Annotated in this window: 25 protein-coding genes; 10 read left to right on the forward strand and 15 right to left on the reverse strand. The window is 72.3% G+C overall.

Annotated elements, in window-relative coordinates; all coding sequences use genetic code 11:
- Positions 1–36: 36 nt before the first annotated feature.
- Positions 37–1,029 (forward strand): histidinol-phosphate transaminase, encoded by a 993-nt coding sequence (locus ABT084_RS34745; RefSeq protein WP_502969271.1) that lies wholly within the window; start codon positions 37–39, stop codon positions 1,027–1,029.
- An 88-nt stretch (positions 1,030–1,117) separates the two neighbouring features.
- On the opposite strand, the gene ABT084_RS34750 is transcribed toward ABT084_RS34745, so the two are convergent.
- The 6 genes from ABT084_RS34750 to ABT084_RS34775 all read right to left on the reverse strand — a co-directional run bounded on the left by ABT084_RS34750 (position 1,118) and on the right by ABT084_RS34775 (position 8,854).
- Positions 1,118–2,800: a class I adenylate-forming enzyme family protein gene (locus ABT084_RS34750; RefSeq protein WP_351052880.1), complete on the reverse strand. Its 1,683-nt coding sequence runs from the start codon at positions 2,798–2,800 to the stop codon at positions 1,118–1,120.
- A gap of 46 nt (positions 2,801–2,846) precedes the next feature.
- Positions 2,847–3,725 carry a prephenate dehydrogenase/arogenate dehydrogenase family protein gene (locus ABT084_RS34755; protein ID WP_351052883.1) on the reverse strand — a complete coding sequence of 293 codons (879 nt, stop codon included), beginning with the start codon at positions 3,723–3,725 and terminating at the stop codon, positions 2,847–2,849.
- Complete coding sequence (gene pabB, locus ABT084_RS34760) at positions 3,722–5,887, reverse strand: aminodeoxychorismate synthase component I (RefSeq protein WP_351052886.1); 2,166 nt, start codon at positions 5,885–5,887, stop codon at positions 3,722–3,724. The genes ABT084_RS34755 and pabB overlap by 4 nt, the downstream gene beginning before the upstream one ends.
- A complete protein-coding gene (locus ABT084_RS34765; protein WP_351052889.1) occupies positions 5,884–6,180 on the reverse strand; it encodes a chorismate mutase family protein in 297 nt (98 codons plus the stop codon). The genes pabB and ABT084_RS34765 overlap by 4 nt, the downstream gene beginning before the upstream one ends.
- A gap of 441 nt (positions 6,181–6,621) precedes the next feature.
- Entirely contained in the window at positions 6,622–7,359 is a 738-nt protein-coding gene (locus ABT084_RS34770) for a GntR family transcriptional regulator (protein ID WP_351052892.1), read from the reverse strand.
- A gap of 190 nt (positions 7,360–7,549) precedes the next feature.
- Entirely contained in the window at positions 7,550–8,854 is a 1,305-nt protein-coding gene (locus ABT084_RS34775) for an MFS transporter (protein ID WP_351052894.1), read from the reverse strand.
- A gap of 98 nt (positions 8,855–8,952) precedes the next feature.
- On the opposite strand from ABT084_RS34775, the gene ABT084_RS34780 reads away from it, so the two are divergent.
- A complete protein-coding gene (locus ABT084_RS34780; RefSeq protein WP_351052896.1) occupies positions 8,953–9,879 on the forward strand; it encodes a LysR family transcriptional regulator in 927 nt (308 codons plus the stop codon).
- Between the two features lie 7 nt (positions 9,880–9,886).
- Here the strand turns inward: ABT084_RS34780 and ABT084_RS34785 are convergent, their stop codons facing one another.
- Positions 9,887–10,936 (reverse strand): LuxR C-terminal-related transcriptional regulator, encoded by a 1,050-nt coding sequence (locus ABT084_RS34785; protein ID WP_351052897.1) that lies wholly within the window; start codon positions 10,934–10,936, stop codon positions 9,887–9,889.
- 190 nt (positions 10,937–11,126) lie between these two features.
- Between ABT084_RS34785 and ABT084_RS34790 the strand changes: the two genes are divergently transcribed.
- The gene (locus ABT084_RS34790) at positions 11,127–12,236 is read left to right on the forward strand and encodes an ATP-grasp domain-containing protein (RefSeq protein WP_351052899.1); all 1,110 of its coding nucleotides are present in this window, start codon (positions 11,127–11,129) and stop codon (positions 12,234–12,236) included.
- Between the two features lie 150 nt (positions 12,237–12,386).
- Here ABT084_RS34790 and ABT084_RS34795 read toward each other — a convergent pair whose 3' ends face one another.
- Positions 12,387–13,163, reverse strand: coding sequence for an alpha/beta hydrolase (locus tag ABT084_RS34795; RefSeq protein WP_351052901.1), 777 nt, complete (start codon positions 13,161–13,163; stop codon positions 12,387–12,389).
- A gap of 114 nt (positions 13,164–13,277) precedes the next feature.
- Between ABT084_RS34795 and ABT084_RS34800 the strand changes: the two genes are divergently transcribed.
- The 3 genes from ABT084_RS34800 to ABT084_RS34810 all read left to right on the forward strand — a co-directional run bounded on the left by ABT084_RS34800 (position 13,278) and on the right by ABT084_RS34810 (position 15,832).
- On the forward strand, positions 13,278–14,426 hold the full coding sequence (locus ABT084_RS34800; RefSeq protein WP_351052903.1) for an adenosine deaminase: 1,149 nt from the start codon (positions 13,278–13,280) through the stop codon (positions 14,424–14,426).
- A 136-nt stretch (positions 14,427–14,562) separates the two neighbouring features.
- Complete coding sequence (locus tag ABT084_RS34805; protein ID WP_351052905.1) at positions 14,563–14,850, forward strand: hypothetical protein; 288 nt, start codon at positions 14,563–14,565, stop codon at positions 14,848–14,850.
- A 208-nt stretch (positions 14,851–15,058) separates the two neighbouring features.
- A complete protein-coding gene (locus ABT084_RS34810; protein WP_351052907.1) occupies positions 15,059–15,832 on the forward strand; it encodes a hypothetical protein in 774 nt (257 codons plus the stop codon).
- Positions 15,833–15,923: 91 nt separating this feature from the next.
- On the opposite strand, the gene ABT084_RS34815 is transcribed toward ABT084_RS34810, so the two are convergent.
- The 6 genes from ABT084_RS34815 to ABT084_RS34840 form a co-directional block, all read right to left on the reverse strand.
- Positions 15,924–16,130: a PspC domain-containing protein gene (locus ABT084_RS34815; protein WP_351052909.1), complete on the reverse strand. Its 207-nt coding sequence runs from the start codon at positions 16,128–16,130 to the stop codon at positions 15,924–15,926.
- Between the two features lie 37 nt (positions 16,131–16,167).
- Positions 16,168–16,776, reverse strand: a complete 609-nt coding sequence (locus ABT084_RS34820; RefSeq protein WP_351052911.1) for a VanZ family protein — start codon at positions 16,774–16,776, stop codon at positions 16,168–16,170.
- A 43-nt stretch (positions 16,777–16,819) separates the two neighbouring features.
- Complete coding sequence (locus ABT084_RS34825) at positions 16,820–17,428, reverse strand: PH domain-containing protein (RefSeq protein ID WP_351052913.1); 609 nt, start codon at positions 17,426–17,428, stop codon at positions 16,820–16,822.
- Between the two features lie 102 nt (positions 17,429–17,530).
- The gene (locus ABT084_RS34830; RefSeq protein WP_351052915.1) at positions 17,531–18,193 is read right to left on the reverse strand and encodes a GNAT family N-acetyltransferase; all 663 of its coding nucleotides are present in this window, start codon (positions 18,191–18,193) and stop codon (positions 17,531–17,533) included.
- 1,032 nt (positions 18,194–19,225) lie between these two features.
- Positions 19,226–19,852 carry a class F sortase gene (locus tag ABT084_RS34835; protein ID WP_351052917.1) on the reverse strand — a complete coding sequence of 209 codons (627 nt, stop codon included), beginning with the start codon at positions 19,850–19,852 and terminating at the stop codon, positions 19,226–19,228.
- Between the two features lie 115 nt (positions 19,853–19,967).
- Positions 19,968–20,978 carry a hypothetical protein gene (locus tag ABT084_RS34840; protein WP_351052918.1) on the reverse strand — a complete coding sequence of 337 codons (1,011 nt, stop codon included), beginning with the start codon at positions 20,976–20,978 and terminating at the stop codon, positions 19,968–19,970.
- Positions 20,979–21,233: 255 nt separating this feature from the next.
- Here ABT084_RS34840 and deoC point away from each other — a divergent pair, with 255 nt between their 5' ends.
- From deoC to ABT084_RS34855, 3 genes are read left to right on the forward strand one after another with little or no spacing between them, the layout of a single operon-like run.
- Positions 21,234–22,196: a deoxyribose-phosphate aldolase gene (gene deoC / locus ABT084_RS34845; RefSeq protein ID WP_351052920.1), complete on the forward strand. Its 963-nt coding sequence runs from the start codon at positions 21,234–21,236 to the stop codon at positions 22,194–22,196.
- 5 nt (positions 22,197–22,201) lie between these two features.
- Entirely contained in the window at positions 22,202–23,638 is a 1,437-nt protein-coding gene (locus tag ABT084_RS34850; protein WP_351052922.1) for an aldehyde dehydrogenase family protein, read from the forward strand.
- Positions 23,631–24,548 carry an aldehyde dehydrogenase family protein gene (locus ABT084_RS34855; protein ID WP_351052924.1) on the forward strand — a complete coding sequence of 306 codons (918 nt, stop codon included), beginning with the start codon at positions 23,631–23,633 and terminating at the stop codon, positions 24,546–24,548. Before ABT084_RS34850 ends, ABT084_RS34855 begins: the two co-directional genes overlap by 8 nt.
- Positions 24,549–24,663: 115 nt before the next feature.
- On the opposite strand, the gene ABT084_RS34860 is transcribed toward ABT084_RS34855, so the two are convergent.
- The gene (locus ABT084_RS34860) at positions 24,664–25,014 is read right to left on the reverse strand and encodes a hypothetical protein (protein WP_351052926.1); all 351 of its coding nucleotides are present in this window, start codon (positions 25,012–25,014) and stop codon (positions 24,664–24,666) included.
- Positions 25,015–25,079: 65 nt separating this feature from the next.
- Between ABT084_RS34860 and ABT084_RS34865 the strand changes: the two genes are divergently transcribed.
- Complete coding sequence (locus tag ABT084_RS34865; RefSeq protein ID WP_351052928.1) at positions 25,080–25,769, forward strand: uridine kinase family protein; 690 nt, start codon at positions 25,080–25,082, stop codon at positions 25,767–25,769.
- Positions 25,770–25,814 lie beyond the last annotated feature (45 nt).

Raw genomic sequence — 25,814 nt, forward strand, 5'->3', positions numbered from 1 at the left:
TCATCTCCTCCGCCCCTTCCTCGAAAGGACCCTCCCGTGCACCTGCTCTCCGCCAACGAGAACCCCTACCCCCCGCTGCCCTCGGTCGCCGAGGCGCTCGCCGCGGCGGCACAGGACGTCAACCGCTACCCCGACCGCCTCTCCACCGGGCTCACCGCCCGCCTGGCGGACCGGCTCGGCGTCCCGGCCGGGCGGCTCGCCCTCGGCGCGGGCTCGGTCGGGGTGCTCCAGCACCTCCTCCAGTCGTTCGTGCGCGAGGAGGGCGACGAGGTCCTGTACGCCTGGCCGTCCTTCGAGGCCTATCCGCACCTCACGGACATCGCACGGGGCGTCGGCGTGCGGGTCCCGCTGGGACCCGGCGCCGTCCACGACCTCGACGCGATGGCCGTGGCGATCGGGGAGCACACCCGCGTGGTCATCGTCTGCAACCCGAACAACCCGACCGGCACCACCGTCCCCGGCGCTGAACTGGAGCGGTTCCTGGACCGGGTACCGGCCGGGGTCCTCGTCGTCCTGGACGAGGCGTACCGGGAGTTCGTCACCGACCCCCGGGTGGCCGACGGGGTCGCCCTGCTGCCCGGCCGCCCGGACCTGGTCGTCGTCCGTACGTTCTCCAAGGCGTACGGGCTCGCGGGCCTGCGGATCGGGTACGCCGTCGCCCACGAGCCCGTGGCCGCGCGGATCCGGGCCGCCGTCGTGCCCTTCGGGGTGAACAGCGCCGCCCAGGCGGGGGCGGTGGCCTCGCTGGACGCGGAGGCCGAGCTGCTCGCGCGGGTCGAGGAGCTGGTCAAGGAGCGGGAGCGGACCGCGCTCGCGCTCGCGGACCTGGGGCTCGAGCCCGCGCGCAGCGAGGCCAACTTCCTGTGGCTCGGACTCGGGGAACGCAGCGCGGAGTTCGGCGCCGCATGCGCGGAAGCCGGGGTGGCCGTTCGGGCCTTCCCCGGCGAGGGGGTCCGGATCACCATCGGTACCCCGCCGGCCAACGACACCGCTCTCGCGGTGGCCGCGGCCTTCGCGCCCCGATCCTGATCCGGACCCCGTTCCCACTGCCGTGCCTCGCCCTGTCCCGGTCCGCCCCTCGCCGGGCCGGGACAGGGCCGTCCCATGGTGGTTGCGCTCAGCCCGCCGCCGCGAAGGTCTTCCCGGCGCCGTCCTGGAGGTAGGCGCCGAGGTCCGCGTACTTCTCGCGCAGCTTGCGCTTGAGCACCTTGCCCGTCACGCCGACCGGGAAGTCGGCCTCGTCCGCGGCGACTTCGAGCAGCCGCAGCTCCGGGTGGCCGGCCGCGGCCAGCGCCTCGTTCGCGCGCAGCAGCAGCTTGCCGACGTCCTCGGCGCCCTCCTTGGTGGTCACCACGGCGACCGGGACGACGCACGCGCCCTCACCGCCCGCGACCACCGCGACGTCCTCGAAGGCGGGCACGTCGTTGAGGAGGACCTCCTCCATGAGCACCGAGTACGCCGGGCCCTGGGCGGTCTGGATCTGGTCGGCGGCGCGGTCGACGAGGAAGAAGTCGCCGTTCGCGTCCTTGTACGCCATGTCGCCCGGCAGCCAGTGCCCCGCCAGCTTGTAGCGGTAGGTGGTGGCCGAGTCGCCCCAGTAGCCGGGGGTGATGGCCGGGCCGCGGGCGGCCAGGAAGCCCACCTCGCCGATGTCGGCGTGGCTGCCGTCCTTGCGCAGGATCGCCACCTCGGCGACGCCCACCGGCTGTCCGGCGCAGCGGTCGTTGCGCTCGGAGTCCCGGGTGCGGATCTTCAGCAGGACGCCCCAGCCGAGCTCGGTGGTGCCGAGGCGGTCGAAGAACTGGGCCGAGTCCAGCTCGGGCGAGCGCAGCGAGAGCACCTTGTTGATGTGCGCCTGGTGGACGGCGTCCCCGATGGACACCCAGGAGTTGACGCTGTCCAGGGCGCCGTCGGCGTTGTCCAGGGAGGCCAGCTCCGCGTAGGAGTGCGCGAAGGCCATCACCGCGGTGGGCCGGTGCGCGGCGACCGTCGCCGCCAGGTCGGCGCCGTCGCGGTCGCTGTGCGCGACGACCGGGGTCCCGGCCAGCACCGCGTAGACGGTGAAGGCGATGCAGCCCAGGTGGGACTGCGGGAGCGCGGTGAGCATCAGCGCGCCCGGGTTCTCCTTGAAGTCCACGAGCCGGAACTGCGGTCCCGCCACGATGGTCCGGTGGGTGTGGATCGTCGGCTTGGGGCGGCCCGTGGTCCCCGAGGAGTGCAGGATCACCACCGGGTCCTCGTCCACGTGGTGCCAGTACGCGCTCTCGGGCAGCTCCACCGCCGGGGGCGCGGGCAGCGCCTCCTCGGTCCGCGTCCAGTCCAGCGCGTCCAGGATGGTGCCGGTCGCGGCCAGGCCGTCGAGCCGCGCCCGGTCGGCGTACAGACCGACCGGGGCGGTCTGCTCCAGCAGGGACTCGGCGATCGCCGGGGTGGCCTTGCTGTTGATGAGGACGGCTATCGCGCCGATCTGGGCGATCGCGTAGAAGTGCACGGAGTACGCGAAGGAGTCCTCGAACCAGACCGCCACCCGGTCCTTGGGCTGCACGCCCTGGCTCAGGTACCAGGCGGACCACGCCTGGGCGAGGCGCTCGATCTCCTCGAGGCTGTAGTCGTACTGCTCGACGCCCTCCAGGTTGGTGATCGGCCGGGTGGAGTGGACGAACGGGGTCGTCGGGCTCGGGCTGGCGGCGAGCGCGGAGCGCAGCAGGTTTCCGCCGCCGACGCTCTGGTCGGCCGCGAGCGCGGCGCGCTGTGCGGGGTTCAGGACGGTGTCGGCGAAGCCCGGGCGGGAGTCGGTCATGTCTCTCGTGCCTCTCAGTGGGATGGCGGTACGGGGTGCGGTCCGGTCAGACCGAGGCGAAGATCCGCGCGCAGAGCTCGCGGTAGTTGTCGAGTTCGGCGCCGAGGGCGCCGCGGACCGTGGCCATCAGGGCCGCGAAGTCCTCCTCGTCGCCGTCCTTGACGGTGTCGGCGAGCCGCCGGGCGGCCTCGGCGAGCGCCGTACGGGCGCCCGCGGCCTGCGGGTTGGCGGCCTGGACGTCCCAGTACACCTCCGGGGTGCCGGAGGAGACCCGGGCGAGCAGTGAGGCGAGGGTCTTGTGCGGGGGCGGGGCGATCCGGCCGACCTCGACGCTGTCGGTGCCGAGCCCGTGCAGGGCCAGCCCGAAGGAGAGGACGGTGGCGTGGGTGAGCGCCTGCGAGACGGCGGTCAGCCGGTCGTGCTCGACGGGGTCGACCCGGACGACCCGGGCCCCCCAGGACTCGACCATCCCCAGCAGCTCGGTGGTGAGCGGTCCGTCGTAGGTGACGGAGGCGGCCACCACGCGGCCCTCGAAGCCGAGGGACGGGGCGAACATGGGGTTCAGGCCGAGGCCCTCCACCCCGTCGAGGTGGGCGCTCAGCTCCTCGGCGACGCGCTGCTTCACCGACAGGGTGTCGACCAGCAGGGTGCCCGGCCGCATCGCGGCCGCCACCCCCTTGACCGAGGCCAGCGCCACCGGCTCCGGCACCGCCAGCATCACCACGTCGGCGAGCCGCAGTTCCTTCTCCAGGGCCGGGGAGATGTCGGTGATGTCGCCGTGGATCCGGCGCGCGCCGCCCGCGGCGGGTTCCCCGGCGCCGGCCGGGTCGACCACGCAGATCATGATCCCGCTGGCGAACAGCTTCTCCGTGAAGAGCCGTCCGACGGCGCCCTGCCCGCCGACGATGACCGCGCGGCGGATCACGCCGCGCTCCCGGAGGTCTCCGGTGTCACCGTGGCCGCCGGGGCCGGGAGGACGAGGGGGGCCGCCACCGGGTGCAGGGCGGTGCCCACCACGGCCTGGACCATGGCCCGGGACTTCACGACCGTCTCCTCGAACTCCTCGTCGGCGTCCGAGAGCGCGATCACCGCGCCGCCGACACCGAAGGTGACCCGGTCGTCGGTCGCCACCAGGGTGCGGATGACGATGTTCAGATCGGCGGCCCCGGAGAGCGCGAACCAGCCGAGCGAACCGGAGTACACCCCGCGGGCGCCCTCCTCCAGCCGGTCGATGATCTCCATCGTGCGCACCTTGGGCGCCCCGGTCATCGAACCTCCGGGGAAGGCGGCCCGGACCGCGGTGACCGCGGACTCCCCGTCGCGCAGCGTGCCGCGCACGGTGGAGACCAGCTGGTGCACGGGCGCGTACGTCTCCACGTGGAACAGCTTGGGCACGTGGACCGAGCCCACCTCGGCGACGATGTTGAGGTCGTTGCGGATCAGGTCGACGATCATCAGGTTCTCCGCCCGGTCCTTCTCGTTGCCGAGCAGGTCCTGGCGCAGCGCCTCGTCCTCGGCCGGGGTCGCCCCGCGCGGCCGGGTGCCCTTGATGGGCTTGGACTCGGCGGTGCGGTCGGTGCCGATGGTCATGAACCGCTCCGGAGAGCCGCTCAGCACCGACACCCCGGGGAAGTCGAGGAGCGCGCCGTAGGGCACGGGGCTGATCCGGCGCAGCGCCGCGTACGTCTCCAGGGGGTCGATGCGGGCCTTGATGCCGACCTGGTTGGTCAGGCACACCTCGTAGCTCTCGCCGTCGTGGATCTCCTGGTGGATCTCGGCGATCCGGTCCAGGTAGCCGCCGCGGTCGTGCCGCATCCGGATGATGTCCGCGAGCGCGGGGTCGGTCATCCCGGTCGTGGCGAAGCTGCGCGGGGCGGCGGCGCCGGCGGCCCCGGCCGGGGCCGGTCCGAGGGCCATCAGGCGGGCCGCCGTGCGGTCGAGCCAGTCGGCCGTGTCGGCGTCGCCGTCGCCCCCGCGGGTCAGGGCGAGCAGGTACGAGGCGCCCTCGGCGTGGTCGAAGGCGACCATGCGGTCCGCGAAGAGGAGGGCCGCGTCCGGGGTGTCGGCCTTGTGGGCCTGGTGGCCGCCGGTGTCCGCCTTCAGCTCGTAGCCGAGGTAGCCGACGTAACCGAGGTTGAACTCGAAGGGCAGCCCTTCGGGGACCTCGATCCGGCGCGCCCGCAGCTGCTTCTCCAGGTAGTCGAAGACGCTCTCCTCGACGAGCTCGTCGCGGCCGTCGCGGCGCTGGACGCGGACGGTGTGCTCCAGCACCTGATAGGTGAGGTACTCGGCGAGCGGGCCGGTGCCGTCACCCATGAACGAGAACCGCGAGAGGCCCTCGGTGACGTTGCTGCTGTCGAGCCAGAAACCGTGGTCGTTCCCGGCGAACAGCTCGCGGTAGGCCTCCTCGGTGTCGGGCAGCATCGCCACCTTGCGCACCTGGACCGCGTACCGCGCGGCCCGCGGGGCCGCGCCCTTGCGGGCGCCCTCGGCGCGGGCCAGGTCGCGGAAGTTCGCGAGGAGTTCGCGGCCGTAACCGCTGCTGATCGACTCGGGGTGGAACTGCACCCCCCAGACGGGCAGGCTGCGGTGGCGCACCGCCATCACCACGCCGTCGGCGGTCCAGGCGGTCGGCTCCAGCTCCTCGGGCAGCCGGACGGCCGCCAGCGAGTGGTAACGCACCACCGGATAGGGGGAGGGGATGCCCGCGAAGAGCTCCCCGTCGGTGTGGGTGATCTCGGAGACCCGGCCGTGCATGGGCTGCGGCGCGTGGCCGACCTCGCCGCCGAAGAGGTGGCAGATGCCCTGGTGGCCGAGGCAGACCCCGAGGACGGGCAGCCCGCTCTCCAGGATGGCGCGGGCGCTGATGCCGAAGTCGCGTTCGCGCTCCGGGCGGCCGGGGCCGGGGGAGATGACGATCGCGTCGTAGTCGTCCATGGACAGCGTCGACCAGTCCGTCTCGTTGGTGACGACGACCGGCGGGAGGCCGTTCACCTCGCCGAGCAGCTGGTAGAGGTTGTAGGTGAACGAATCGTGATTGTCTATCAGCAGGGTCCGCAGGGGGCGCGGAGCGTGTGCGGTGCTCATGAGCCGATCACCAAGTCCTCGACCCGGCAGGTCTCCTCGATCACCAGGTCATAGAGTGCGCGCAGGAAGTCCCGGTCGATTCCGTGGGCGGTCCCGAAGGCCGCGGCACGTTCCTGGACCAGCCCGATGCGGTGCGGCTGCATCATCGGAATGCCCTGGTCCTTCTTCACGAGGGCGATCTCGACACATACGCCGATGCGCGCCCGTAAGTCCTCGAGAAGCCGCTCGTCGATCCGGTCGAGCTTCGCGCGCAACTCGTCAATGCCGGCGGTGGCTTGCGCCGTGCCCTTCATGACTACCTCCCGGTCGGTCCCGTCACGGATATCGCTTCATGCACACAGCGTGACGCGCCGGGGCCGGGCGGTGAAAGGGAGGCCAAGGCTCAGGTCTGCGCACTGCGCATGAGCGAACGTTCGTGCGTTCGTTCCTGAGTACGGGGCCCGGAACCCGCCGAAGGCCCCCCACCGGCCTCGAGAACTGAGGGGCGTGGGGGGCCTTCGGCCTGGTGTTGGTCTTCTTCGGCGAGCAGGTCGTGGATCGCTTCGGCGAGGGATCGGGCGGTCGCAGACCGCGCAGATCCGGACGGCCGCGGTCACGGCTGCATCAACGTCTCCGGGAGGATGGACAGAGCCTGCCTAGGGAGGTCAATGCCCTTTGCTCCGCTGTCACTTCGCCGCCCATGTCGGCACAACAAAAAAGGCCCACCGAAGTGGGCCTTTTCGCTGGTGAGCGATCTAGCTCCGGAAGTTGTACTGCAGCACGTACGAACCGGCGTCGAGCAGCATGTGGTTGACCTCTACCGGGTTTCCCTCGGCCGTGAGAGCCGTCCGGTAGATCTCCACGACCGGAGTACCCGGCAGCAGGTCGAGGGCCTCGGACTCCTCCGGGCTGGGCATCCGGGCCCGCAGTTCCTCCACGAAGTCGACCGGTCCGTGGCCGATGTCGGCGAGCCGGGCGTAGACACCGCCGGGGCCGGGGTTCGGTTCGGCGATCGGAGTGCTCCGCACCAGGTCCGCGGCGAGATACGCCGTGGCCTTCTGCACCGCCGAGCCCTCCACCACGTAGCGGCGACTACGTACCAGTACCGGCGCGCCTTCCTCCAGGGCGAGAGCGCGGGCCACCCAGCGCGGCGCGACGGACTCGTAGACCTCGATGTCCACGACATCCATCGGCCGGTCGCTCACGTCGGCGGACCAGATCGAGTTCCCGGAAGACCACTGCGACCGGGCCAGACGCTCGGCCGCCACCCGGCGGATCGGCTTGAATTCGCGGACGTACGTCCCGGAACCCGGGCGCGAGGAGGCAGCGCCTTCGTCGATGAGGAGCTTCAAGGCGTTGGCCGCCGTCATCTTGGCCACGCCGTACTGCTTGACCAGTGCCGGTTCGCCGGGCAGCCGAGCACCGGGACCGAACTCGCCGGCGTCGATCCGTGCCCGCAAGTCGTCGGCGATCTGTCGCGCCGTCTCGGGCATGATCGACCTCTATTTCTCCCTAGGGTGGTACCACGTTAGCCAACGGCCTGCGGGTTCGCTAAGCAGCTGCCCCGCAAGCATCGGACACGCCCGGGACGGTGTCCCGGTCCGCGTGCCGTGGCCCGGGGGCGCGAGCCGCCGAGCGTGGGAACCGGCGCAACGCCCCGCCCGAGCCGAAGGGGGCGCGGGGTCAGCGGGCGGCCGTCGCCAGGCGCGGGGCGCGGCGCTCGGCGCGGGCCGCGTGGGACCCGTACAGCGTGATCGAGACGACGCCCGCGACGGCCAGCAGCGCGAACCCGACCGTCGCCCCCCAGCCCGCCGAATGGTAGGCGAGCGCGCCGAGCGTGCCGCCCGCGCTGCTGCCCAGGTAGTACGCCGACTGGTACAGCGCGGAGGCCTGCGCGCGGCCCGTCTTCGCGGTCCGGCTCACCGCGGACGAGGCGACGGCGTGCCCGGCGAAGAAGCCCGCGGTGATCAGCACCAGGCCCGCCAGGATCGCGGGCAGCGCGTCGGACAGCGACAGCAGCAAGCCCGCCGCGGTCGTCGTCACGGCGAGGTAGAGCGCGCCCCGGCGCCCGGTCCGGGCCACCAGCTGCCCGGCGGCCGCGGAGGAGACCGTACCCACCAGGTAGACCAGGAAGACCGACCCGATCACGCCCTGCCCGAGCGAGAACGGCTCCTCCGTCAGGCGGTAGCCGATCACCGTGTACACCGCCCCGAAGACGGTCATGAAGAGCGCGCCGATCCCGTACAGCCGCAGCAGCAGCGGATCGCGCAGGTGCCCGGCGACCGTACGTCCCACCGCGCGCGGGTTCAGCGAGGCCGGGCGGAAGAACCGCGCCCGGGGCAGCAGCACCAGGAAGGCCACCGCGCAGGCCAGCGACATCACACCGACGCTGAGCAGCCCGGCGCGCCAGCCCCAGGCCTGCGCCGCCCAGCCGGTGACCAGACGGCCGCTCATCCCGCCGATGGAGTTGCCCGCGACGAACAGGCCGATCGCCCCGACCAGCGCCTTCGGCTTGACCTCCTCGGCGAGGTAGGCCATCGCCGAGGCGGGGATGCCCGCGATCGCCGCGCCCTGGACCGCGCGCAGCGCCACCAGCCATTCCAGGTTCGGCGCGAAGGGCACCAGCAGGCCCACCACGACGGCCGTCACCATCGACCAGGTCATCATCCGGGTCCGCCCGAACCGCTCGGAGAGCGCGCTGAGCGGGAGCACGAAGAGCGCGAGCGCGCCGGTGGCCGCGGACACCGTCCAGCTGGCCTGACCGGCCGTCACCCCGAAGCCGCCGGAGATCGAGGGCAGCAGCGCCTGCGTGGAGTAGAGGAGGGCGAAGGTGGCGAGACCGGCGGCGAAGAGCGCGAGGCTCATCCGGCGGTAGCCGGGGCCGCCGGGGGAGCGGGGTTCCGGGGTGGGGAACGACGGGTCCGGGGCGGGGAACGACGGGGTGGAGGCGGCCACGGTGGTGGACGCCCCGGTATGAGCGGGAGGCATACGTCGAAAATAGGCCTCCCCTTTTTATGCGTCCAATGCGTGGATTGGCGATAATCGATGCGTTCACGCATGAGTGCAGCTCAGAGGGGCGCCTGTAGATGACTCGTTACGAAGAAGACATGAGCGTGCCACACTCGCTGGCCCCCCGACTCGCGTACTTCGTCGCCGTCGCCCGGCACGAGCACGTCACCCGGGCCGCCCAGGAACTCGGCGTACCGCAGCCCACCCTCTCCCGGGCGATCGTGCGCCTCGAACAGGACCTGGGCGTCGCCCTGTTCGCCCGCAAGGGCCGCAGCGTCGCCCTCACCACCGCGGGCCGCACCTTCCTCGACTCCGCCGAGCAGGCCCTCGACGCCATCGCCCGCGCCACCGGATCCCTCCAGCACGACGCCGACCCCGAGGCCGGCAAGGTTGCCTTCGGCTTTCTGCACACCCTCGGCCCCGAAACCGTCCCCGGCCTCATCCGCGCCTTCCGCGCCGACCACCCCAAGGTCCGCTTCTCCCTCGTCCAGAACTACGGCGAGGCCATGCTGGAACGCCTGCGCGCCGGTGAGCTCGACCTCTGCCTGACCTCCCCGCTCCCGGACGCCCCCGATCTGGTCGCGCGCCGCCTGGACGAACAGCGGCTGCGCCTGGTGGTCCCGGACGACCACCGGCTCGCCACCCGCAAGCGGATCCGCCTCGCCGAAGCCGCCGAGGAAACCTTCGTCACCCTCGAACCCGGCTACGGCCTGCGCCGGATCACCGACGACCTGTGCGCCGAGGCGGGCTTCACCCCCCGGGTCGCCTTCGAGGGCGAGGAGGCCGAAACCCTGCGCGGCCTGGTCGCGGCGGGCCTCGGCGTCGCCCTGCTGCCGCCGCCCGCCGTCGCCCGCCCCGGCGTGGTCGAACTGACCGTCACCGCCCCGCGCGCGGTCCGCGAGATCGGCCTCGCCTGGCGGGCCGGCCACCCGGACACCCCGCCCGTGGCCGCGTTCAAACGCTTCGTGCTCGCCCGCCGCGGCAGCCTGCTCCCGGAGCTCTGACCGGCCCCTACTCCGCTTCCCGCGCCTCCTCCTGGTCCTTCTCCTTCTCGTTCTCGACGTTGACGGTGGCCAGCAGGTATCCGGCGTGGAACCGGGACTTCGCCCCCACCGCCCGCATCACCTCGGCGATGTGCCGCTGACACGTCCGCTCCGACATGCCGAGGCGGCGCGCGATCACCTTGTCCTCCAGCCCCTCCGCCAGCATCCGCACGATCATCCGGCGCAGCTCGTCCGACAGGGTCCGCGCCTGGTCCGGACTGACGGTCGAGGCGAAGGGCTCCGCCTGCACCCAGGACCGTTCGAACGCCTCCGCCATGAAGTGCACGACCGCCGGCTCGCGCACCACCAGCGCCGCCCCGCCCACACCCGGGACCGCCATCAGCGCCGTACGCCCGTCGATCACGATCATCCGCATCAGGCCGTCGCCCAGGGTGCGCACCTGCGCCCCGCGCGCCGTCACCCGGTCGACGTAGGCCGCGGTCGGCCGGGAGTAGCGCGCCGTGTGCTGGTAGAGCGTGCGCATCCGCACGCCGCGGGCCAGCACCGACTCGTCCCGCCCGATCGCCTCCTCCAGCGCGTCCGCCGGACGGCCGCCACCCGGCTGCGAGGTCAGCACCTCGTGCTCGCAGGACGCGACCAGTTCCGCGATCACCCCCCGTACGGCGCCCAGGTCCGTCACCAGCTCCAGCGGAGCCAGCCCGCCCAGGTCCCGCCGGGCCGCCCCGGCCTCGTACTCCGGCACCAGCGCGTCCAGCCGCCTGCGCACCTTGTCCATCTCGTCGTGGGTCGCGCGCACCCGCAGCGCCAGCGGGGCCAGGGCCCGCGCCACCGCGGCCCGCGGGGACACCGCGCTCCACCGGACGGCGCCGTTCCCGCCCGGGTCCGCCGGGGCGGGCTGCACCAGCTGCGCCGCGGCCAGCTCCGTGAGGGCGGCGGCGGCCCGCACGCCGAGGGCCTCGGTGGCCTCGGCGGCGCCGAAGGCGTGCCGCTCGACGGCGTACGCGTACAGGCGCCGGGCGGCCGGGCTCAGGTCGTCCGCTTCGTCATCGGCAGGCATGTGCATATTCGTCCCGGAACAGTCGGGGTTGTAAACCCCTCGGGTTCTCGCACTGCACCAAGACGATGCCTGGCCGGGGCCCCGTGGCATATGCCGAACCGGCACAGTGAACCCACGGCCTCGGCCCTCCGGGGGGAGGCGCGAGCCGGACCCGGGGGTGGACACGGTGGAGAGCGGAAGCCTCGGACGCGTGGCCATCCTGCTGAGCCCGCGCCCGGCCGTGATCGCCGCCGCCCGCCGGGCGGGCGCGCGCACCGTGGTGGTCGCGCCGGTCGCGTCCGTACCGTCCGACCGTGAGGGGGCGGAGCGGCAGGTACGGACGGACTGGCGCGACCACCAGTCGCTGACCCGCGCCCTCGCCCGGCTGGACGCGGTCCGCGACCGCCGGGCCGCCGTCTTCGGCTTCGCGGCGTCCAGCGCCCTCGCGGCCGCCCGGGCCAACGAGGCCCTCGGCCTGCCCGGCACCCCCAGCGACGCCGTCACCGCCCTCATGGACAAGGCCGCCCTGCGCGCCCGCACCAACGACCTCCTGCACCCCGGCCATCCCGTCTCCTTCGCCCGCTGCGGACGCGCCGCCCTGCTCCCCTTCATCGCCGGACTCATCGGCTACCCCTGCGTGGTCAAACCGCGCGCGGGCGCCGACGGGGAGGGCGTGCGCAAGCTCACCGGCCCGGCCGACGCGCGGGTCGCGGCCCGCGTCTACCCCGAAGTCACCGACCTGCTCGTGGAGGAGTTCCTCGAAGGCCCCGAACTCACCGTCGAAGCCCTCTCCCGGGCGGGCCGCCACCGCGTCCTCGGCTGGACCCGCCGACTGCCCGGCCCCCGCCTCACCACCGCGGGCCACCAGCTGCCGGTGCCGCTGGACCCCCGCCCGGCCGAATCCGTACGGACCCTCGTGCGCCGGGTGCTCGACGTGGCCCGGCACCGCGACGGCCCCTCCCACACCGAGGTCATCCTCACCGCCCGCGGCCCCCGTCTGGTCGAGACCCACGCCCGCCCCGGGGTCCTGGAACCCGACCTGCTCCGGCTCGCCACCGGCGTGGACGTCCTCGCCCTCGCGCTGGCCGCGGGCCTGGACCTGCCGCCCCCGCCGCTGCACCCGCGCGCGGCCCACGCGGGGCTGCGCTACGTCGACTTCCCCCCGGCTCCCGCCCGGCCCACCGCCCTGGCCGCGGCCCGCGCGGTCCCGGGCGTGGTCCGCGTCCAGCTCTCCCACCCCCACCCCTACATCCTGGCCACGGCCCCCACCGCCAAGGCCCTCACCACGACCCTGACCCGCGCGACGTCCCTCCTGCGCTGACGCGGGTGCGGCGACCGCATTCCAGCCTCGCCGGCGTTGGGCCCGGGCCATTTCCAGCCTCGCCGGCGTTTGAGGCGCGGGGCCCGGGGCGGAGCCCCGGCAGCGGCGCGCGGCCAACCCACCGGCCCCCACGCCCCCGCCCCCCACGGCTCACCCCCGCAATGACCGCCCGAAGCCGGAACCCAACGGCATGCGCAACCCCAACGGCGGCGGAGCCGCCAACGCATCCGTCACGGGCCGCGAGTACCGCCCCGACCCCACCGTCCCGAGGACGAAATCCAAGGTCAGCGCGACCACTTCGTCCTGATGCTCCCGCAGCCCGTGCCCATCGGAGTGCACCTCGAACCGGCACGTGGCCCGGTTCGCCTTCTTCGCCCGCGCCGCGAGCCGGAACGACAATTCCGGGTCACTGCGCGCGTCGTTGGTGCCGTGCACGATCATCACCTGCCGCCCGGACAGCTGCTTGACGGGTTCGGCCGAGCCCCCCGCCACACCCATCGCACCCGCCACACCCACGGCACCCGCCCCGCCCGCCAACGCCCCGGCCAGCGCCCCCGGCAGGCAAGGCGCCAGCGCCACCACGCAGTTGACCGCCTCGTGCCCCGCCGCCGCCAGCGCGGCCCAGCCGCCCGCGTCGTAGCCGACGAGGCACACCGGTACGTCCCCGTAGCGGCGTAACGCCTCGTCCGCGGCCCACCGGGCGGCTGCCTCCCGCCCGTCCGCGCCGTACTGGACGGTGTGCGTGACCAGCCCCTGCGCCCTGCCCGCCCGGCCCAGCGTCCGCGCGAGCGGCCGTACCGGACCGGGGGAGAATCTGGACGCCCCGGGGAGCAGGAGCACCACACCATTGACTGTCGAGCCCGGCCCGTTCGCGCCGGCCGCCCGCCCCAGGCGGGCCCCGCGCGCCGGCGGCGCATGCTGTGCCATGGCGGAACAGTCTCAGACTGACAGGTGTACGCCACCCGTCCGCACGGTCACTGTTACGTATCGACCCATGCCGCCTGGCCCGTGCTCTACGCGCGTAGGAGCTAGAGTGCGCAGATGACGAGCGAGACCCCCAACCTGCCCACCCCGGATCAGATCCGCCGCTCCCCGAAGGTGCTGCTCCACGACCACCTCGACGGTGGACTGCGCCCCGGGACCATCATCGAGCTGGCGCACAAGGTCGGCTACGAGAACCTTCCCGAGACCGACGCCGACAAGCTGGGCGTCTGGTTCCGGGAAGCGGCCGACTCCGGCTCCCTGCCCCGCTACCTGGAGACGTTCGCGCACACCTGCGCCGTCATGCAGACGAAGGAGGCCCTCTTCCGGGTCGCCTCCGAATGCGCCCAGGACCTCGCCAGTGACGGCGTCGTGTACGCCGAGATCCGGTACGCCCCCGAGCAGCACCTCGAAGCCGGTCTGACCCTCGAAGAGGTCGTCGAGGCGGTCAACGAGGGCTTCCGCGAGGGCGAGCGCCGCGCGCGGACCAACGGCAACCGCATCCGCATCGGCGCCCTGCTCACCGCGATGCGCCACGCGGCCCGCGCGCTGGAGATCGCCGAGCTGGCCAACCGCTACCGCGACAACGGCGTGGTCGGCTTCGACATCGCCGGCGCCGAGGCCGGGTTCCCTCCCACCCGCCACCTCGACGCCTTCGAGTACCTCAAGCGCGAGAACAACCACTTCACCATCCACGCGGGCGAGGCCTTCGGTCTGCCGTCGATCTGGCAGGCCCTGCAGTGGTGCGGCGCGGACCGCCTCGGTCACGGCGTGAAGATCATCGATGACATCGAGGTCGCCGAGGACGGCTCGGTCACGCTGGGCCGCCTGGCCTCGTACGTCCGGGACAAGCGCATCCCCCTGGAGATGTGCCCGACCTCGAACCTGCAGACGGCCGCCGCCGCCTCGTACGCGGAGCACCCGATCGGGCTGCTGCGCAAGCTGCACTTCCGCCTCACGGTCAACACCGACAACAGGCTGATGAGCGGCACGAGCATGAGCCGGGAATTCGAGCACCTGGTCGACACGTTCGGGTACACCCTCGACGACATGCAGTGGTTCACGGTCAATGCGATGAAGTCCGCGTTCATTCCTTTCGATGAACGACTGGCGATGATCAACGACGTGATCAAGCCAGGTTATGCGGAGCTGAAGTCGGAATGGCTGTTCCGTCAGACCGCTTCGACCAGCGGTTCTGTCTCGGCGTAGGCCATGGCGTGACGTACTGAAAGCGCCCGGGAGGAGCAATTCCCGGGCGCTTTCTCATATTTAAGGATGTTTGCGGGACGGGGTTTGAAGTGACTAGTTTGCGGAGCCGCTCAATTCCCCGTCGCAAGGACTCTTCATGAAGCAGTCAGCTGCCAAGACCCTCGGTGTCGCCGTGATCGGTGCCGCCTTCGCCGCGGCCGCCGCCGGTACGGCCTCCGCCGCCGTGCCCGCGATCGGTGCCGCCGACCTGCTCGGTTCCGTGACCTCCGCCGCCCAGGGTGTCACCAGCCAGCAGAAGGTCGCCGCGGGCGAGGAGGGTCAGTCCCAGGCGAGCGACCCGGCGGAGGCCCTCAAGCCCGTCACCGGTCTGCTCGGCGGCCTGCCCACCAGCAACCTCCCGGGTGGCCTGCCCCTCGGCGGCTGATCCCGGCTCACGGCGGGCGATCCGCCGGTCATGCCTGGCATCCGCACGTGCGGCAGCGAGCCGAAAGCCCGCGAAATCGCACACGGATCCGCATGTACACACGCGGGGCGCACACCTCTTCGACGGGGTGTGCGCCCCGCTGTGGCATGTGCCACGATCACCCCGAACTGCTCACCCACGCACGGGGTATGAGGTCGAGGACATGCGCATGAAGGCACGAGCGGCCGCGGTCGCGTCGCTGGCCCCCCTACTCCTGACCGCCGCCGTCGGCTGTACGTCCGCCGGTGGCTCCGCGTCGGGCAAGAGCCCGGACCCCAAGGGCTCCCGGGCCTCCGGGAGCGCCTCGGGCGCCTCGGGCACCCCGGGTTCCGCGGGCGCGGCCACGGGTGCCTCGGCCGCGCCGCGCACCGGCAGCGTGCTGGAGAAGGCCGCACTGGAACAGGGCGACCTCGTCGGCTACCAGATCTCGGCCCAGGGCAAGAACCCCAACGCCCCCGACGGGCAGCCGCAGGCGGACAAGAAGTCCTGCCAGCCCCTCGCCGACGTCATGGGCGACAAGCCGGACCCGGCCGCGCGGGAAACTGTGAACCGGGGCGTCGGCTCCCAGACCCAGATGGGCCTCGCCATCTCGGACACGCTCGGCGCCTATGGCGAGAGCGACGCGAAGCAGCTCGTCGCCCGGCTGAAGGCCGCGGTGGCCGCCTGCGGCGGAGGGTTCAACGCCACCATCCAGAAGCAGGTCGGCAGCTACCGCGAGGTGAAACCCGTCGCCTACCAGGCGGGCGGGGACGACAGCGTGAGCTGGACGGTCGTCGCGGCCGCCCAGGGGGTCTCGGCCCACGTCCACGTGGTCGTCGTACGCCAGGGCTCGACGATCGTGCGGCTCATGGCCCTCAACGTCGCCGACGCCCAGAAGAAGGCGGAAGTACCGCACGACGTCGCGGACAAGCAGATCCAGAAGGTCAAGCGAACCATCCACTGACCCGCACTGGCCACCCAGTGACAGGTCGGTGACCGGCCGGGGGCCACCCGGTGACCGGTCGGGGGCAGGGCGGCGGCCGGTCGTCGGCCGACTACCAGGCGCCGGAGCCGGCGTTGGCCTTCTCGTTCGGCAGGACCACCCACAGGGCGAGGTAGACCAGGAACTGCGGGCCGGGCAGGAGGCAGGAGACGACGAAGATGAGACGCATCGTGTTCGCGGACATTCCGAAGCGTCGCGCCAGACCGGCACAGACTCCGCCGATCCATCGGCCGTCACGGGGGCGGGCAAGGGCGCTCATGGTGTCTCCTTCGTAGGAATCGCTTTCTTGCGATGCCTCAATACTCCCGGTGAATCGCGGACAAGACCTCGGTCCACGGGCCGATACCGACCCTGGCAACTCTCGGGGTCGATCCCTGAGAACGCCTCGGTGCGCGCTCGGGGGAACGGGGCAGAGACGTGACCCGCTTCGCCGTGCGCCGCAGCCGGGCGCGCAGGGCCGGTACGACGGCCAGGTGCGCCAGCGCCACGCCCGCGGCGTTCAGCAGCACCGAGTCGACGTCGACCACGCGGCCCGGCACCGCCGTCTGGAGCATCCCGATGCTGACGGAGATCAGCGCGCCCGCGGCGACGGTCCGGGCCAGCGAGGACCACGCCGCCAGCGGAGAGGGCGCGAGCCGACCGCTGACCAGGGGAAACAGCACCCCGAGCGGGGCCAGCAGGATCAGCGACGAGCCGATCCGCCGCGCCGCCTCCAGCGGCCCGTAGGCCAGGTCGGATCTGATCCCGGCGAAGGGGGTCAGGTTCGCGGAGGCGGCCCATGGCACGTCCAGGGGTCGCAGGGTCACCCAGGCGACGAGCAGGAGGTGGGCGGCCAGCAGACCGCCGCCCACGAGCCGGAGCCGGAGTTGAATGGCGGCGCTGCCGCCGGCTTCATGACGCTGCACACCTGCGAAGACGCCACAGTCGGTAGCGGCGGTTCCGGGCGGTTCAGCGTGTGGCGAGGAGCACGATCAGAGCGACCGCTCCGATGGCCGCCGGCGCGATGATCTCGTACGACCAGCGCACCTTCACACTGCCCTGCGCCCCGGCCCGAGCGGCCCCGCGCTCGGCCAGCTCCGTCAGCTCGTGCACGACCTTGTCCGCACCGGCCCCCGAAGCATCCGCCACGGCAACGTCCGCGGCCGCGGCGCGGGCGGCGCGGCGGTTCGCCTTCTTCCGCTCGCGCAGCGAGACGGGAATGGACCACAGCTGGTACTTCGCCCCCTCGGCCAGCACCTCGGCCGAGTACCCGGCGCGCACGGCGTCCACGGCGGCCCAGGGCAGCTCGATGGTGCGGAAGGGGTTCCGCACGCGCATCCGGTTGTCGTTCGCGAAGACGGCGGGCCGCAGCGTGAACGCGACGATCAGCGGCACCCCGCACACGAGCACGGCCCCGGCGATCCAAGGCGCCGACCCGGACCCCCGCACCAGCGCGTCCCCGCACAACCAGCAGACCAGAGCCAACATCAGCACTCCGGTCACCATGGCCATGGGGGAGCGGTACACCCGGTCGTCGTAGACCGGCTCATCGGCAGCGGGAGGCACGGGGCTCGTCATGCCCCGATTCTGCCGCACGGCCGCTTCGCACGGGCGGCCCGGCTCCGCCGGGCCACCCCGGTCGCTACCGCCGGGCCACCAGGTCAGCGGCGGGCCACCCGGTCACCGGCGGGGCGGCCCGCCGACCGGCAGGGCCCGCCGAGCGAGCACCCGGGCGATCCGCTCCTCAAGGTGGGCACGGCAGTCCGGCCACTCCGCCGCGGTGACCGAAAAGATCGCGGAATCCCGGAGCCTGCCGTCCTCACCCGGAGCCCACGACCGCGCCCAGTTCCGCAGCACGCCCTCGAAACGCGCGCCCACGCCTTCTATCGCGGCCCGCGAACGACCGTTGCGCGCATCCGTCTTCAGGTCGAGCCGTTCCACTCCCCACACCTCGAACGCGTGCCGGAACAACAGGTACTTCGCCTCGGTGTTCACCCCCGAGCCCTGAGCCGACGCCGCGAGCCAGGTGAAACCGACCTCGACCGCGCACAGCCGCTCCTCCTCCCCGGGCCACAGCCGCGGGTCCAGGAAGGCCGTGGCCCCGACCGCGCGCCCGGAAACCCGGTCGACCTGCGCGTACGGGACCACCTGCCCGGCGGCCGCACGGCCGAGCTGGGTCTCGACGTACCCCGCGACCTCGGCCGCCCCGGGCACCCACGTCAGCCCGTAGGACCCCCGGTCCTCCTCCGCCGCCACCGCCAGGTCCGCGGCGTGCTGGCGCCCCAGCGGCTCCAGCCGCACGAGCGCGCCTTCAAGAACCGGTCCCGTACACGTGAAACTCATCGATCACCCATCCACCGCAGCCAAAGGACGCCCGTCCACCTGTCCGCGCGTAGCGTTCCAGACACCTGACGCGATGTCGCGCGAATTGGGGGACCCCGGCTCCGCCGGGGCGCGGCTGCGCCGCTCAAGGGGTGGTTTCGAGCGTCCGGGGTCGGTGGGGTTCCGGGGGCTGCCCGCCAGTTCAACTGTCTCTTCGTGGTGCCGTGCCCTGTCAAGGGCGCTCCCTGCGGTCGCGTCGCTGCGCGATGGCCTGCGGCCACCCTTGACAGGCCCCGTCCCCACGAAAAGCCAAGAACTGTCGGGCCGCCCCCGGGGGGAGGCAGGGGGAGCGTGCCGCGTCGGTTTCCGTCCGGCGCCCGGCCGCAGGCCGAGTGGGTCCCACAACACGCCCTTTGGGCGACAAGAACGCACTCAATCGCTACGCGCTCCTCCAAGAGAAGCGTCAGCGAGTGGTTTGGGGCTGCGTGGGGCTGAGACTTCGGCCAGACCGATGTGCAGTCGGGTCTGGCAGCCGTCCGCCCTAAAAGTCGAGATCAAAAACGGCACAAAAGGGGTGTCTTGAGGGGCGTCTTGAGGGGCCGTTCGGTCTTGACGGCTCCTGACACGACTGGACGCTCGTGTGGCCGAGCTTTGTCTCCCGCCGCGCCCCTCATCAGCCCCAAACGACTCGCAGACGCCTCTCTCGGAGGAGCGCGTAGCGATTGAGTGCGTTCTTGTCGCCCAAGGGGCGCGGCATCGGGCCCGCTCGGCCTGCGGCCGGGCGCCGGACCGAAACCGAAGCGGCACGCTCCCCCCTGCCTCCCCCCGGGGGCCGCCCGACAGTTCTTGGCTTTCCGGGGCGGGGTGGTCTGTCAAGGGTGGCCGCAGGCCATCGCGCAGCGACGCGACCGCAGGGAGCGCCCTTGACAGGGCGCCCCGGCACGGCAAGACAGTAGAACTGACGGGCAGCCCCCGGAGCCTCCCCGACCCCGAAGCGCGGAACCCCGCCCCTCGCGGCGCAGCCGCGACCGGCGCAGCCGGGTCCCCAACACCTCAAGCGACCAGATCCGCGTACACGATGATGTTGTCCGGGCGGTGGCCGGCGGTGAGTTCGCCGCCGCAGGTGATCAGGCGCAGCTCGGGGCGCGCGGTGTCCCCATAGACTTTTGCGGTGGGGAAGGTCTTCTTGTCCACCTGCTCCAGTGCGCGCACCCGGAAGACGGCGGTGGTGCCGTCCGCGCGGTCGACCGTGATCTCGTCGCCGGTGTGCACCTTCGAGACGTCCTTGAGGACGGCCGGGCCCCGCACGGTGTCGAAGTGCCCGATCAGCACGGCGGGCCCGGTCTCGCCGGGGGTGACGCCCTTGCTGTACCAGCCCATCTTGTTTCCGTCGGCCACGGAGGGCACCTCGACGGTGCCGTCGGCGGCCAGCCCGAGCTTGAGTACCGGCGAGGCGTCGACCCCGGCCGCGGGCACGCGGATCCGTACGGGCTCGGAGGCGGCCTTCGGCGCGGCGGTCGCGGCGGTCGGGCCCGGAGCGGGGGGAGCGGTGGCGACGGCCACGTGCGCGGGCTGGGTCACCACCGGGGCGGCGGCCGGGGCGGCGCCCGCACAGCCGGTGAGGACGGCCAGGGCGAGCGGCGCGAGCAGCGAGGCGGCGCGGCGGGCGGCACGGGACATCGGGGACTCCTGAACGGGGATCGGCGGGCCACCTGGGGGGTGGCCCGCCAAAGGGGGGGTGTGGGTGGGGAGACTGCGGCCACGGCCGCCGTCGGCCTTGGCCGCGTAAGCCGCCTCAGCCCTGGCTGCGGCGGCGCAGGGCGACGGTGCCGAGCGCGGCGAAGAGCGCGAGGAGACCGGCACCCACCGCCAGGGTGGTGGTGTCGTCGGTGTCCGCGACCGTCGCGACCGGGATCTCGGCGCCCGCCGCGACCGCACCCTGCGGAACCACGGTGGTCTGGCCCTTGGTCTGGGTGGAGACGTTCGAGGGGGTGACGGGCTTCGGGGTCGCGGCCGGGGTGGTGGCCGGGGCGGGCTTCGGCGTGGCGTCGTCGTGGACCTCGTACGCGGCCTTGCAGCCCTTGGGGAGCGCGGGGAAGGAGCTCTTGTAGACCGGGGAGTCGCCGCCCTGGGTCTTCCACTCCATGACCGGCGCGGCACCGCTCGGGTTCGCGATGTGGAGGTAGTACGCGCGGGTTCCGGTCGGGCTGGTCCGGGTCAGCGTGATCGACCACGGGTCCGCCTGCGGGTCGGTGGAGTGGACGTAGGCCTTCGGGCCCTGGGGGGACATCGTCAGGTCGGCGAAGCGGTAGCCGCCGACCTGGACCTGCTTGACCTCGGAGACGCACGGGTCGGTGGGCTCGGCCGGGACGGCCTTGCCCTTCGGCAGCGGGTAGGAGGCGGTGGTGCCGTTCACCGTGACCGTGAGCAGCGGGACTGCCTGGTCCGAGTGCGTCAGCTTCAGCTGGAGGGAGCCCACCGTCGCGCTGGTGTGGGTGCGGTCCAGCTTCTCCACCACGCGGACCATGTAGTTGTCGCCCGGCTTCCAGGCCGTGCCCACGAAGCGGATCCAGGCCTCCGGGCCCTCGGCCCCGTTGCGCAGCACCGCGACCAGGCCCTCGCCTATGTAGACCGGCTTGCCCTCGTAGCGGGAGTCGTCCGAGGCCGTCCCCGCCGCCGACACCGCCGATACCGCCGTCTGCGGCGCGGTCGCGGCCGCGAACGCCGAGGTGGCGGCCGGTGCGAGCAGGGTCCCCGCGACGGCGGCGGTGACGAGGGAGGTGCGGAGGGCGAGGGCGGAACGCATAACGACTCCTGAAGCATGGTGGGTAAGACGGAGGAGAGTCGCATGCCTCGTTGAGTCTGTTCGGTGTGTCTTCCACCGGGTCAGGTGTGGCGGGCTGCTGAAGAGAAATCTACGGATCTTGTGCGTGTGGATCATCTGCTTCCTGTCACCAAAATGTCACAGCGGACCCGTGTGCGAAAGCGGTGGAGTTTCGGGCGATTTCAGACCAGGGGGGTGACAGGCCGCTACGCGCGTAGATATGCTCATGTGGTGACCATGCCCACCACACTCCCCGCATTCGCTGACGTGACGACGTCCGACAGCGCGCTGCGCCGCTTCCTGCACGGGCTGCCCGGCGTCGACGCCGTCGGCCTGGAAGCGCGCGCCGCAGCTCTCGGCACCCGTTCGATCAAGACGACGGCCAAGGCGTTCGCCATCGACCTGGCCATCTCGATGATCGACCTGACCACGCTCGAGGGCGCGGACACCCCGGGCAAGGTCCGGGCGCTCTGCGCCAAGGGCGCGAACCCCGACCCGACCGACCGGACCAGCCCGCGCACGGCCGCCATCTGTGTCTATCCCGACATGGCCGGTATCGCCCACGAGGCGCTGGCCGGGACCGGCATCAAGGTGGCCTCCGTGGCGACGGCGTTCCCCGCCGGCCGCGCCGCCCTGCCGGTCAAGCTCGCCGACACCCGTGACGCCGTCGCCGCCGGCGCGGACGAGATCGACATGGTCATCGACCGTGGCGCCTTCCTCGCGGGCCGGTACCTCGAGACCTTCGAGCTGATCAAGGCCGTCAAGGAGGCGTGCGTCCGCCCCGACGGCACCGCCGCCCGCCTCAAGGTCATCTTCGAGACCGGCGAACTGTCGACGTACGACAACATCCGCCGCGCCTCCTGGATCGGCATGATGGCCGGCGCCGACTTCATCAAGACCTCCACCGGCAAGGTCGGCGTGAACGCCACGCCCGCCAACACCCTGCTGATGCTGGAGGCCGTCCGCGACTTCCGCGCGCAGACCGGCGTCCAGATCGGTGTGAAGCCCGCGGGCGGCATCCGTACGACCAAGGATGCGCTCAAGTTCCTGGTCCTGGTCAACGAGACCGTGGGCGAGGACTGGCTGACCAACGAGTGGTTCCGCTTCGGCGCCTCCAGCCTGCTGAACGATCTGCTCATGCAGCGCCAGAAGCTGAGCACCGGGCGTTACTCCGGTCCCGACTACGTGACGGTGGACTGATCACCATGGCTTCCCTTTTCGAGTACGCACCGGCTCCCGAGTCCCGTTCGGTCGTCGACATCGCCCCCTCCTACGGGCTGTTCATCGACGGCGAGTTCACCGACGCCGCCGACGGCAAGGTCTTCAAGACCATCTCGCCGTCCTCCGAGGAAGTCCTCGCCGAGATCGCCCAGGCGGGCGCCGCCGACGTCGACCGCGCCGTGAAGGCCGCCCGCAAGGCCTTCGAGAAGTGGTCCGCGCTGCCCGGTTCCGAGCGCGCCAAGTACCTCTTCCGCATCGCCCGGATCATCCAGGAGCGCAGCCGCGAGCTGGCCGTCCTGGAGACCCTGGACAACGGCAAGCCGATCAAGGAGACCCGCGACGCGGACCTCCCCCTGGTCGCCGCGCACTTCTTCTACTACGCGGGCTGGGCCGACAAGCTCGACCACGCGGGCTACGGCGCCAACCCGCGCCCCCTCGGTGTGGCCGGCCAGGTCATCCCGTGGAACTTCCCGCTGCTCATGCTGGCGTGGAAGATCGCCCCGGCGCTCGCGACCGGTAACACGGTCGTGCTGAAGCCGGCGGAGACGACCCCGCTCTCGGCCCTGTTCTTCGCGGACATCTGCCGCCAGGCGGGCCTGCCCAAGGGCGTCGTCAACATCCTCACCGGCTACGGCGACGCGGGCGCGGCCCTCGTCGAGCACCCGGACGTCAACAAGGTCGCCTTCACCGGCTCCACCGCCGTCGGCAAGGCCATCGCGCGCCAGGTCGCCGGTACGGACAAGAAGGTCACCCTGGAGCTGGGCGGCAAGGGCGCCAACATCGTCTTCGACGACGCCCCCATCGACCAGGCCGTCGAGGGCATCGTCACCGGCATCTTCTTCAACCAGGGCCAGGTCTGCTGCGCGGGCTCGCGCCTGCTGGTCCAGGAGTCGATCCAGGACGAGCTGCTCGACGCGCTCAAGCGCCGCCTGTCCACGCTGCGCCTCGGCGACCCGATGGACAAGAACACCGACATCGGCGCGATCAACTCGGCGGCCCAGCTGGCCCGGATCACAGCGCTCGCCGAGACCGGCGAGGCCGAGGGTGCCGAGCGCTGGTCCCCGGCGTGCGAGCTGCCGTCCGCCGGTTACTGGTTCGCGCCGACGCTCTTCACCAACGTCACGCAGGCGCACACCATCGCCCGCGACGAGGTCTTCGGGCCGGTCCTGTCGGTGCTGTCCTTCCGTACCCCGGACGAGGCGGTCGCCAAGGCGAACAACAGCCAGTACGGGCTGTCCGCCGGCATCTGGACGGAGAAGGGCTCCCGCATCCTCGCGGTCGCGAACAAGCTCCGCGCGGGTGTCGTCTGGGCCAACACGTTCAACAAGTTCGACCCGACCTCGCCCTTCGGCGGCTACAAGGAGTCGGGCTTCGGGCGCGAAGGCGGCCGTCACGGCCTGGAGGGCTACCTCGATGTCTGAGTCATCGTCGACGGCGCGTCTGAGCGTCTTCAAGACCTACAAGCTGTACGTCGGGGGCAAGTTCCCCCGCTCCGAGAGCGGTCGGGTGTACGAGGTGTCCGCGAAAACATCGTCGGGTGGCAAGGGCAAGTGGCTGGCCAACGCTCCGCTGTCGTCCCGCAAGGACGCCCGTGACGCGGTCGTCGCCGCCCGCAAGGCCTTCGGCAGCTGGTCGGGCGCGACCGCGTACAACCGCGGCCAGATCCTCTACCGCGTCGCCGAGATGCTCGAGGGCCGCAGGGACCAGTTCGTCCGCGAGGTCGGCGAGGCCGAGGGGCTGTCCAAGTCGAAGGCCGCGGCCGTCGTGGACGCGGCCATCGACCGCTGGGTCTGGTACGCGGGCTGGACCGACAAGATCGCGCAGCTCGTGGGCGGGGCCAACCCGGTCGCGGGGCCGTTCTTCAACCTCTCCACCCCCGAGCCGACCGGTGTGGTCACGGTCGTGGCCCCGCAGGACTCGTCCTTCCTCGGCCTGGTCTCGGTGATCGCCCCGGCGATCGCGACGGGCAACACGGTCGTCGTGATCGCGAGCGAGAAGGCGCCGCTCCCGGCCCTCTCCCTGGGCGAGGTGCTCGCCACCTCCGACCTGCCCGGCGGTGTGGTCAACATCCTGTCCGGCAAGGCCGCCGAGATGGGCCCGCACCTGGCCGCGCACCAGGACGTCAACGCGATCGACCTGGCCGGCGCCGACGAGGCGCTCGCCAAGGAGCTGGAGATCGCGGCCGCGGACAACCTCAAGCGCGTCCTGCGCCGGTCGTCCACGGACGACTGGAACGCCGACCCGGGGACGAAGCGGATGACCGCGTTCCTGGAGACGAAGACGGTCTGGCACCCCACGGGGTCGCTGGGCGCCTCCGGCTCGGCCTACTAGGCCCCGCCCGGCCCGCCGAGGCCACCGGCCCCGACGGGCCCACCCGGACCGGCCCCGACAGCGACCCCCGTGCTGTCGGGGCCTTCCCGTACCCGGGACGCGCCACCGCGCCCCGCTACTTCACCGCGCCCGGCAGCAGCGGGCCCAGCAGCGACGAGGCCGCCGCCGCGGGGAGTTCGCCGACCTTGGCGCCCTTGGTCACGCTGTCGGTGACCATGTTCGTACCGACCGACGGGAAGTCCGCGACCTTCGTGGCGATGCCGTTGTTGAGCGGGTCCACCCCGGTGTTGGCCAGCGGGTTGACCTGCAGGTTCTTGATCGGGTCGGTCACCCCGGCCAGCGCGGCCGGAACGTCCAGCTCACCCGCCTGGGCCCCGCCCGTGGCCAGCGCGAGGGCCGCTCCGGCCATCGTGAGGGTGAGGCCTGCGGTGCGCAGGACCGACGAGGAGGCTGCGTGACGTGCCATGGAATTCCACCTGTGGTTGCGTCTGCGGTCGTAGTCGCGTGCGCACGCAGCGTAGTTGATGCGTGATCCTGGATACCAACCGGCCACCGGGAGGACCCCCTGCGCGGGTTAATGGTTCACACTGGTGTCCCGTGAGCTGTTCTTCTCCCTCCCCGACCCGAGTCGTCCTGCTGACCGGTCCGTCGGGCTCCGGAAAATCCTCGCTGGCCGCGCGCTCCGGGCTGCCCGTGCTGCGCCTCGACGACTTCTACAAAGAGGGCGACGACCCCAGCCTTCCGCTGGTCGACGGCAGCTCCGACATCGACTGGGACTCCCCGCTGTCGTGGGACACGGACGCGGCGGTCGCGGCCGTCGCCGAGCTGTGCGCCGGCGGCCGGACCGACGTGCCGGTCTACGACATCGCCACCAGCTCGCGGACCGGGTCCGAGACCCTGGACATAGCGCGCACCCCGCTGTTCATCGCGGAGGGCATCTTCGCGGCGGACATCGTGGCCCGCTGCCAGGAGCTGGGGCTGCTGGCCGACGCGATCTGCCTGCGCGGCCGCCCGTCGACCACCTTCCGCCGCCGCCTCGCGCGGGATCTGCGCGAGGGGCGCAAGTCGGTGCCGTTCCTGCTGCGCAGGGGCTGGCGGCTGATGCGGGCCGAGCGCGGGATCGTGGCGCGGCACACCGCCCTGGGCGCGTACGCCTGCGCCCGGGACGAAGCCCTCGGTCCAGGTCCGGGTTGCGGCGCAGCAGCTCCCGGATCGCCTTGACGACGAGGTCGTCGGCCCGGGTCTCGTGGTAGATGCCCTTCGGGC

Source organism: Streptomyces sp. NPDC002138 (assembly GCF_040296485.1).
Lineage (GTDB): Bacteria > Actinomycetota > Actinomycetes > Streptomycetales > Streptomycetaceae > Streptomyces.

Coding starts and splice junctions, on each gene's coding strand:
- ABT084_RS34750 (WP_351052880.1), bottom strand. CDS start 2,800: ATGACCGACTCCCGCCCGGGCTTCGCCGACACCGTCCTGAACCCCGCA.
- pabB (WP_351052886.1), bottom strand. CDS start 5,887: ATGAGCACCGCACACGCTCCGCGCCCCCTGCGGACCCTGCTGATAGAC.
- ABT084_RS34765 (WP_351052889.1), bottom strand. CDS start 6,180: ATGAAGGGCACGGCGCAAGCCACCGCCGGCATTGACGAGTTGCGCGCG.
- ABT084_RS34770 (WP_351052892.1), bottom strand. CDS start 7,359: ATGCCCGAGACGGCGCGACAGATCGCCGACGACTTGCGGGCACGGATC.
- ABT084_RS34775 (WP_351052894.1), bottom strand. CDS start 8,854: ATGCCTCCCGCTCATACCGGGGCGTCCACCACCGTGGCCGCCTCCACC.
- ABT084_RS34780 (WP_351052896.1), top strand. CDS start 8,953: ATGACTCGTTACGAAGAAGACATGAGCGTGCCACACTCGCTGGCCCCC.
- ABT084_RS34785 (WP_351052897.1), bottom strand. CDS start 10,936: ATGCCTGCCGATGACGAAGCGGACGACCTGAGCCCGGCCGCCCGGCGC.
- ABT084_RS34795 (WP_351052901.1), bottom strand. CDS start 13,163: ATGGCACAGCATGCGCCGCCGGCGCGCGGGGCCCGCCTGGGGCGGGCG.
- ABT084_RS34800 (WP_351052903.1), top strand. CDS start 13,278: ATGACGAGCGAGACCCCCAACCTGCCCACCCCGGATCAGATCCGCCGC.
- ABT084_RS34805 (WP_351052905.1), top strand. CDS start 14,563: ATGAAGCAGTCAGCTGCCAAGACCCTCGGTGTCGCCGTGATCGGTGCC.
- ABT084_RS34810 (WP_351052907.1), top strand. CDS start 15,059: ATGAAGGCACGAGCGGCCGCGGTCGCGTCGCTGGCCCCCCTACTCCTG.
- ABT084_RS34815 (WP_351052909.1), bottom strand. CDS start 16,130: ATGAGCGCCCTTGCCCGCCCCCGTGACGGCCGATGGATCGGCGGAGTC.
- ABT084_RS34825 (WP_351052913.1), bottom strand. CDS start 17,428: ATGACGAGCCCCGTGCCTCCCGCTGCCGATGAGCCGGTCTACGACGAC.
- ABT084_RS34830 (WP_351052915.1), bottom strand. CDS start 18,193: ATGAGTTTCACGTGTACGGGACCGGTTCTTGAAGGCGCGCTCGTGCGG.
- ABT084_RS34835 (WP_351052917.1), bottom strand. CDS start 19,852: ATGTCCCGTGCCGCCCGCCGCGCCGCCTCGCTGCTCGCGCCGCTCGCC.
- ABT084_RS34840 (WP_351052918.1), bottom strand. CDS start 20,978: ATGCGTTCCGCCCTCGCCCTCCGCACCTCCCTCGTCACCGCCGCCGTC.
- deoC (WP_351052920.1), top strand. CDS start 21,234: ATGCCCACCACACTCCCCGCATTCGCTGACGTGACGACGTCCGACAGC.
- ABT084_RS34850 (WP_351052922.1), top strand. CDS start 22,202: ATGGCTTCCCTTTTCGAGTACGCACCGGCTCCCGAGTCCCGTTCGGTC.
- ABT084_RS34855 (WP_351052924.1), top strand. CDS start 23,631: ATGTCTGAGTCATCGTCGACGGCGCGTCTGAGCGTCTTCAAGACCTAC.
- ABT084_RS34860 (WP_351052926.1), bottom strand. CDS start 25,014: ATGGCACGTCACGCAGCCTCCTCGTCGGTCCTGCGCACCGCAGGCCTC.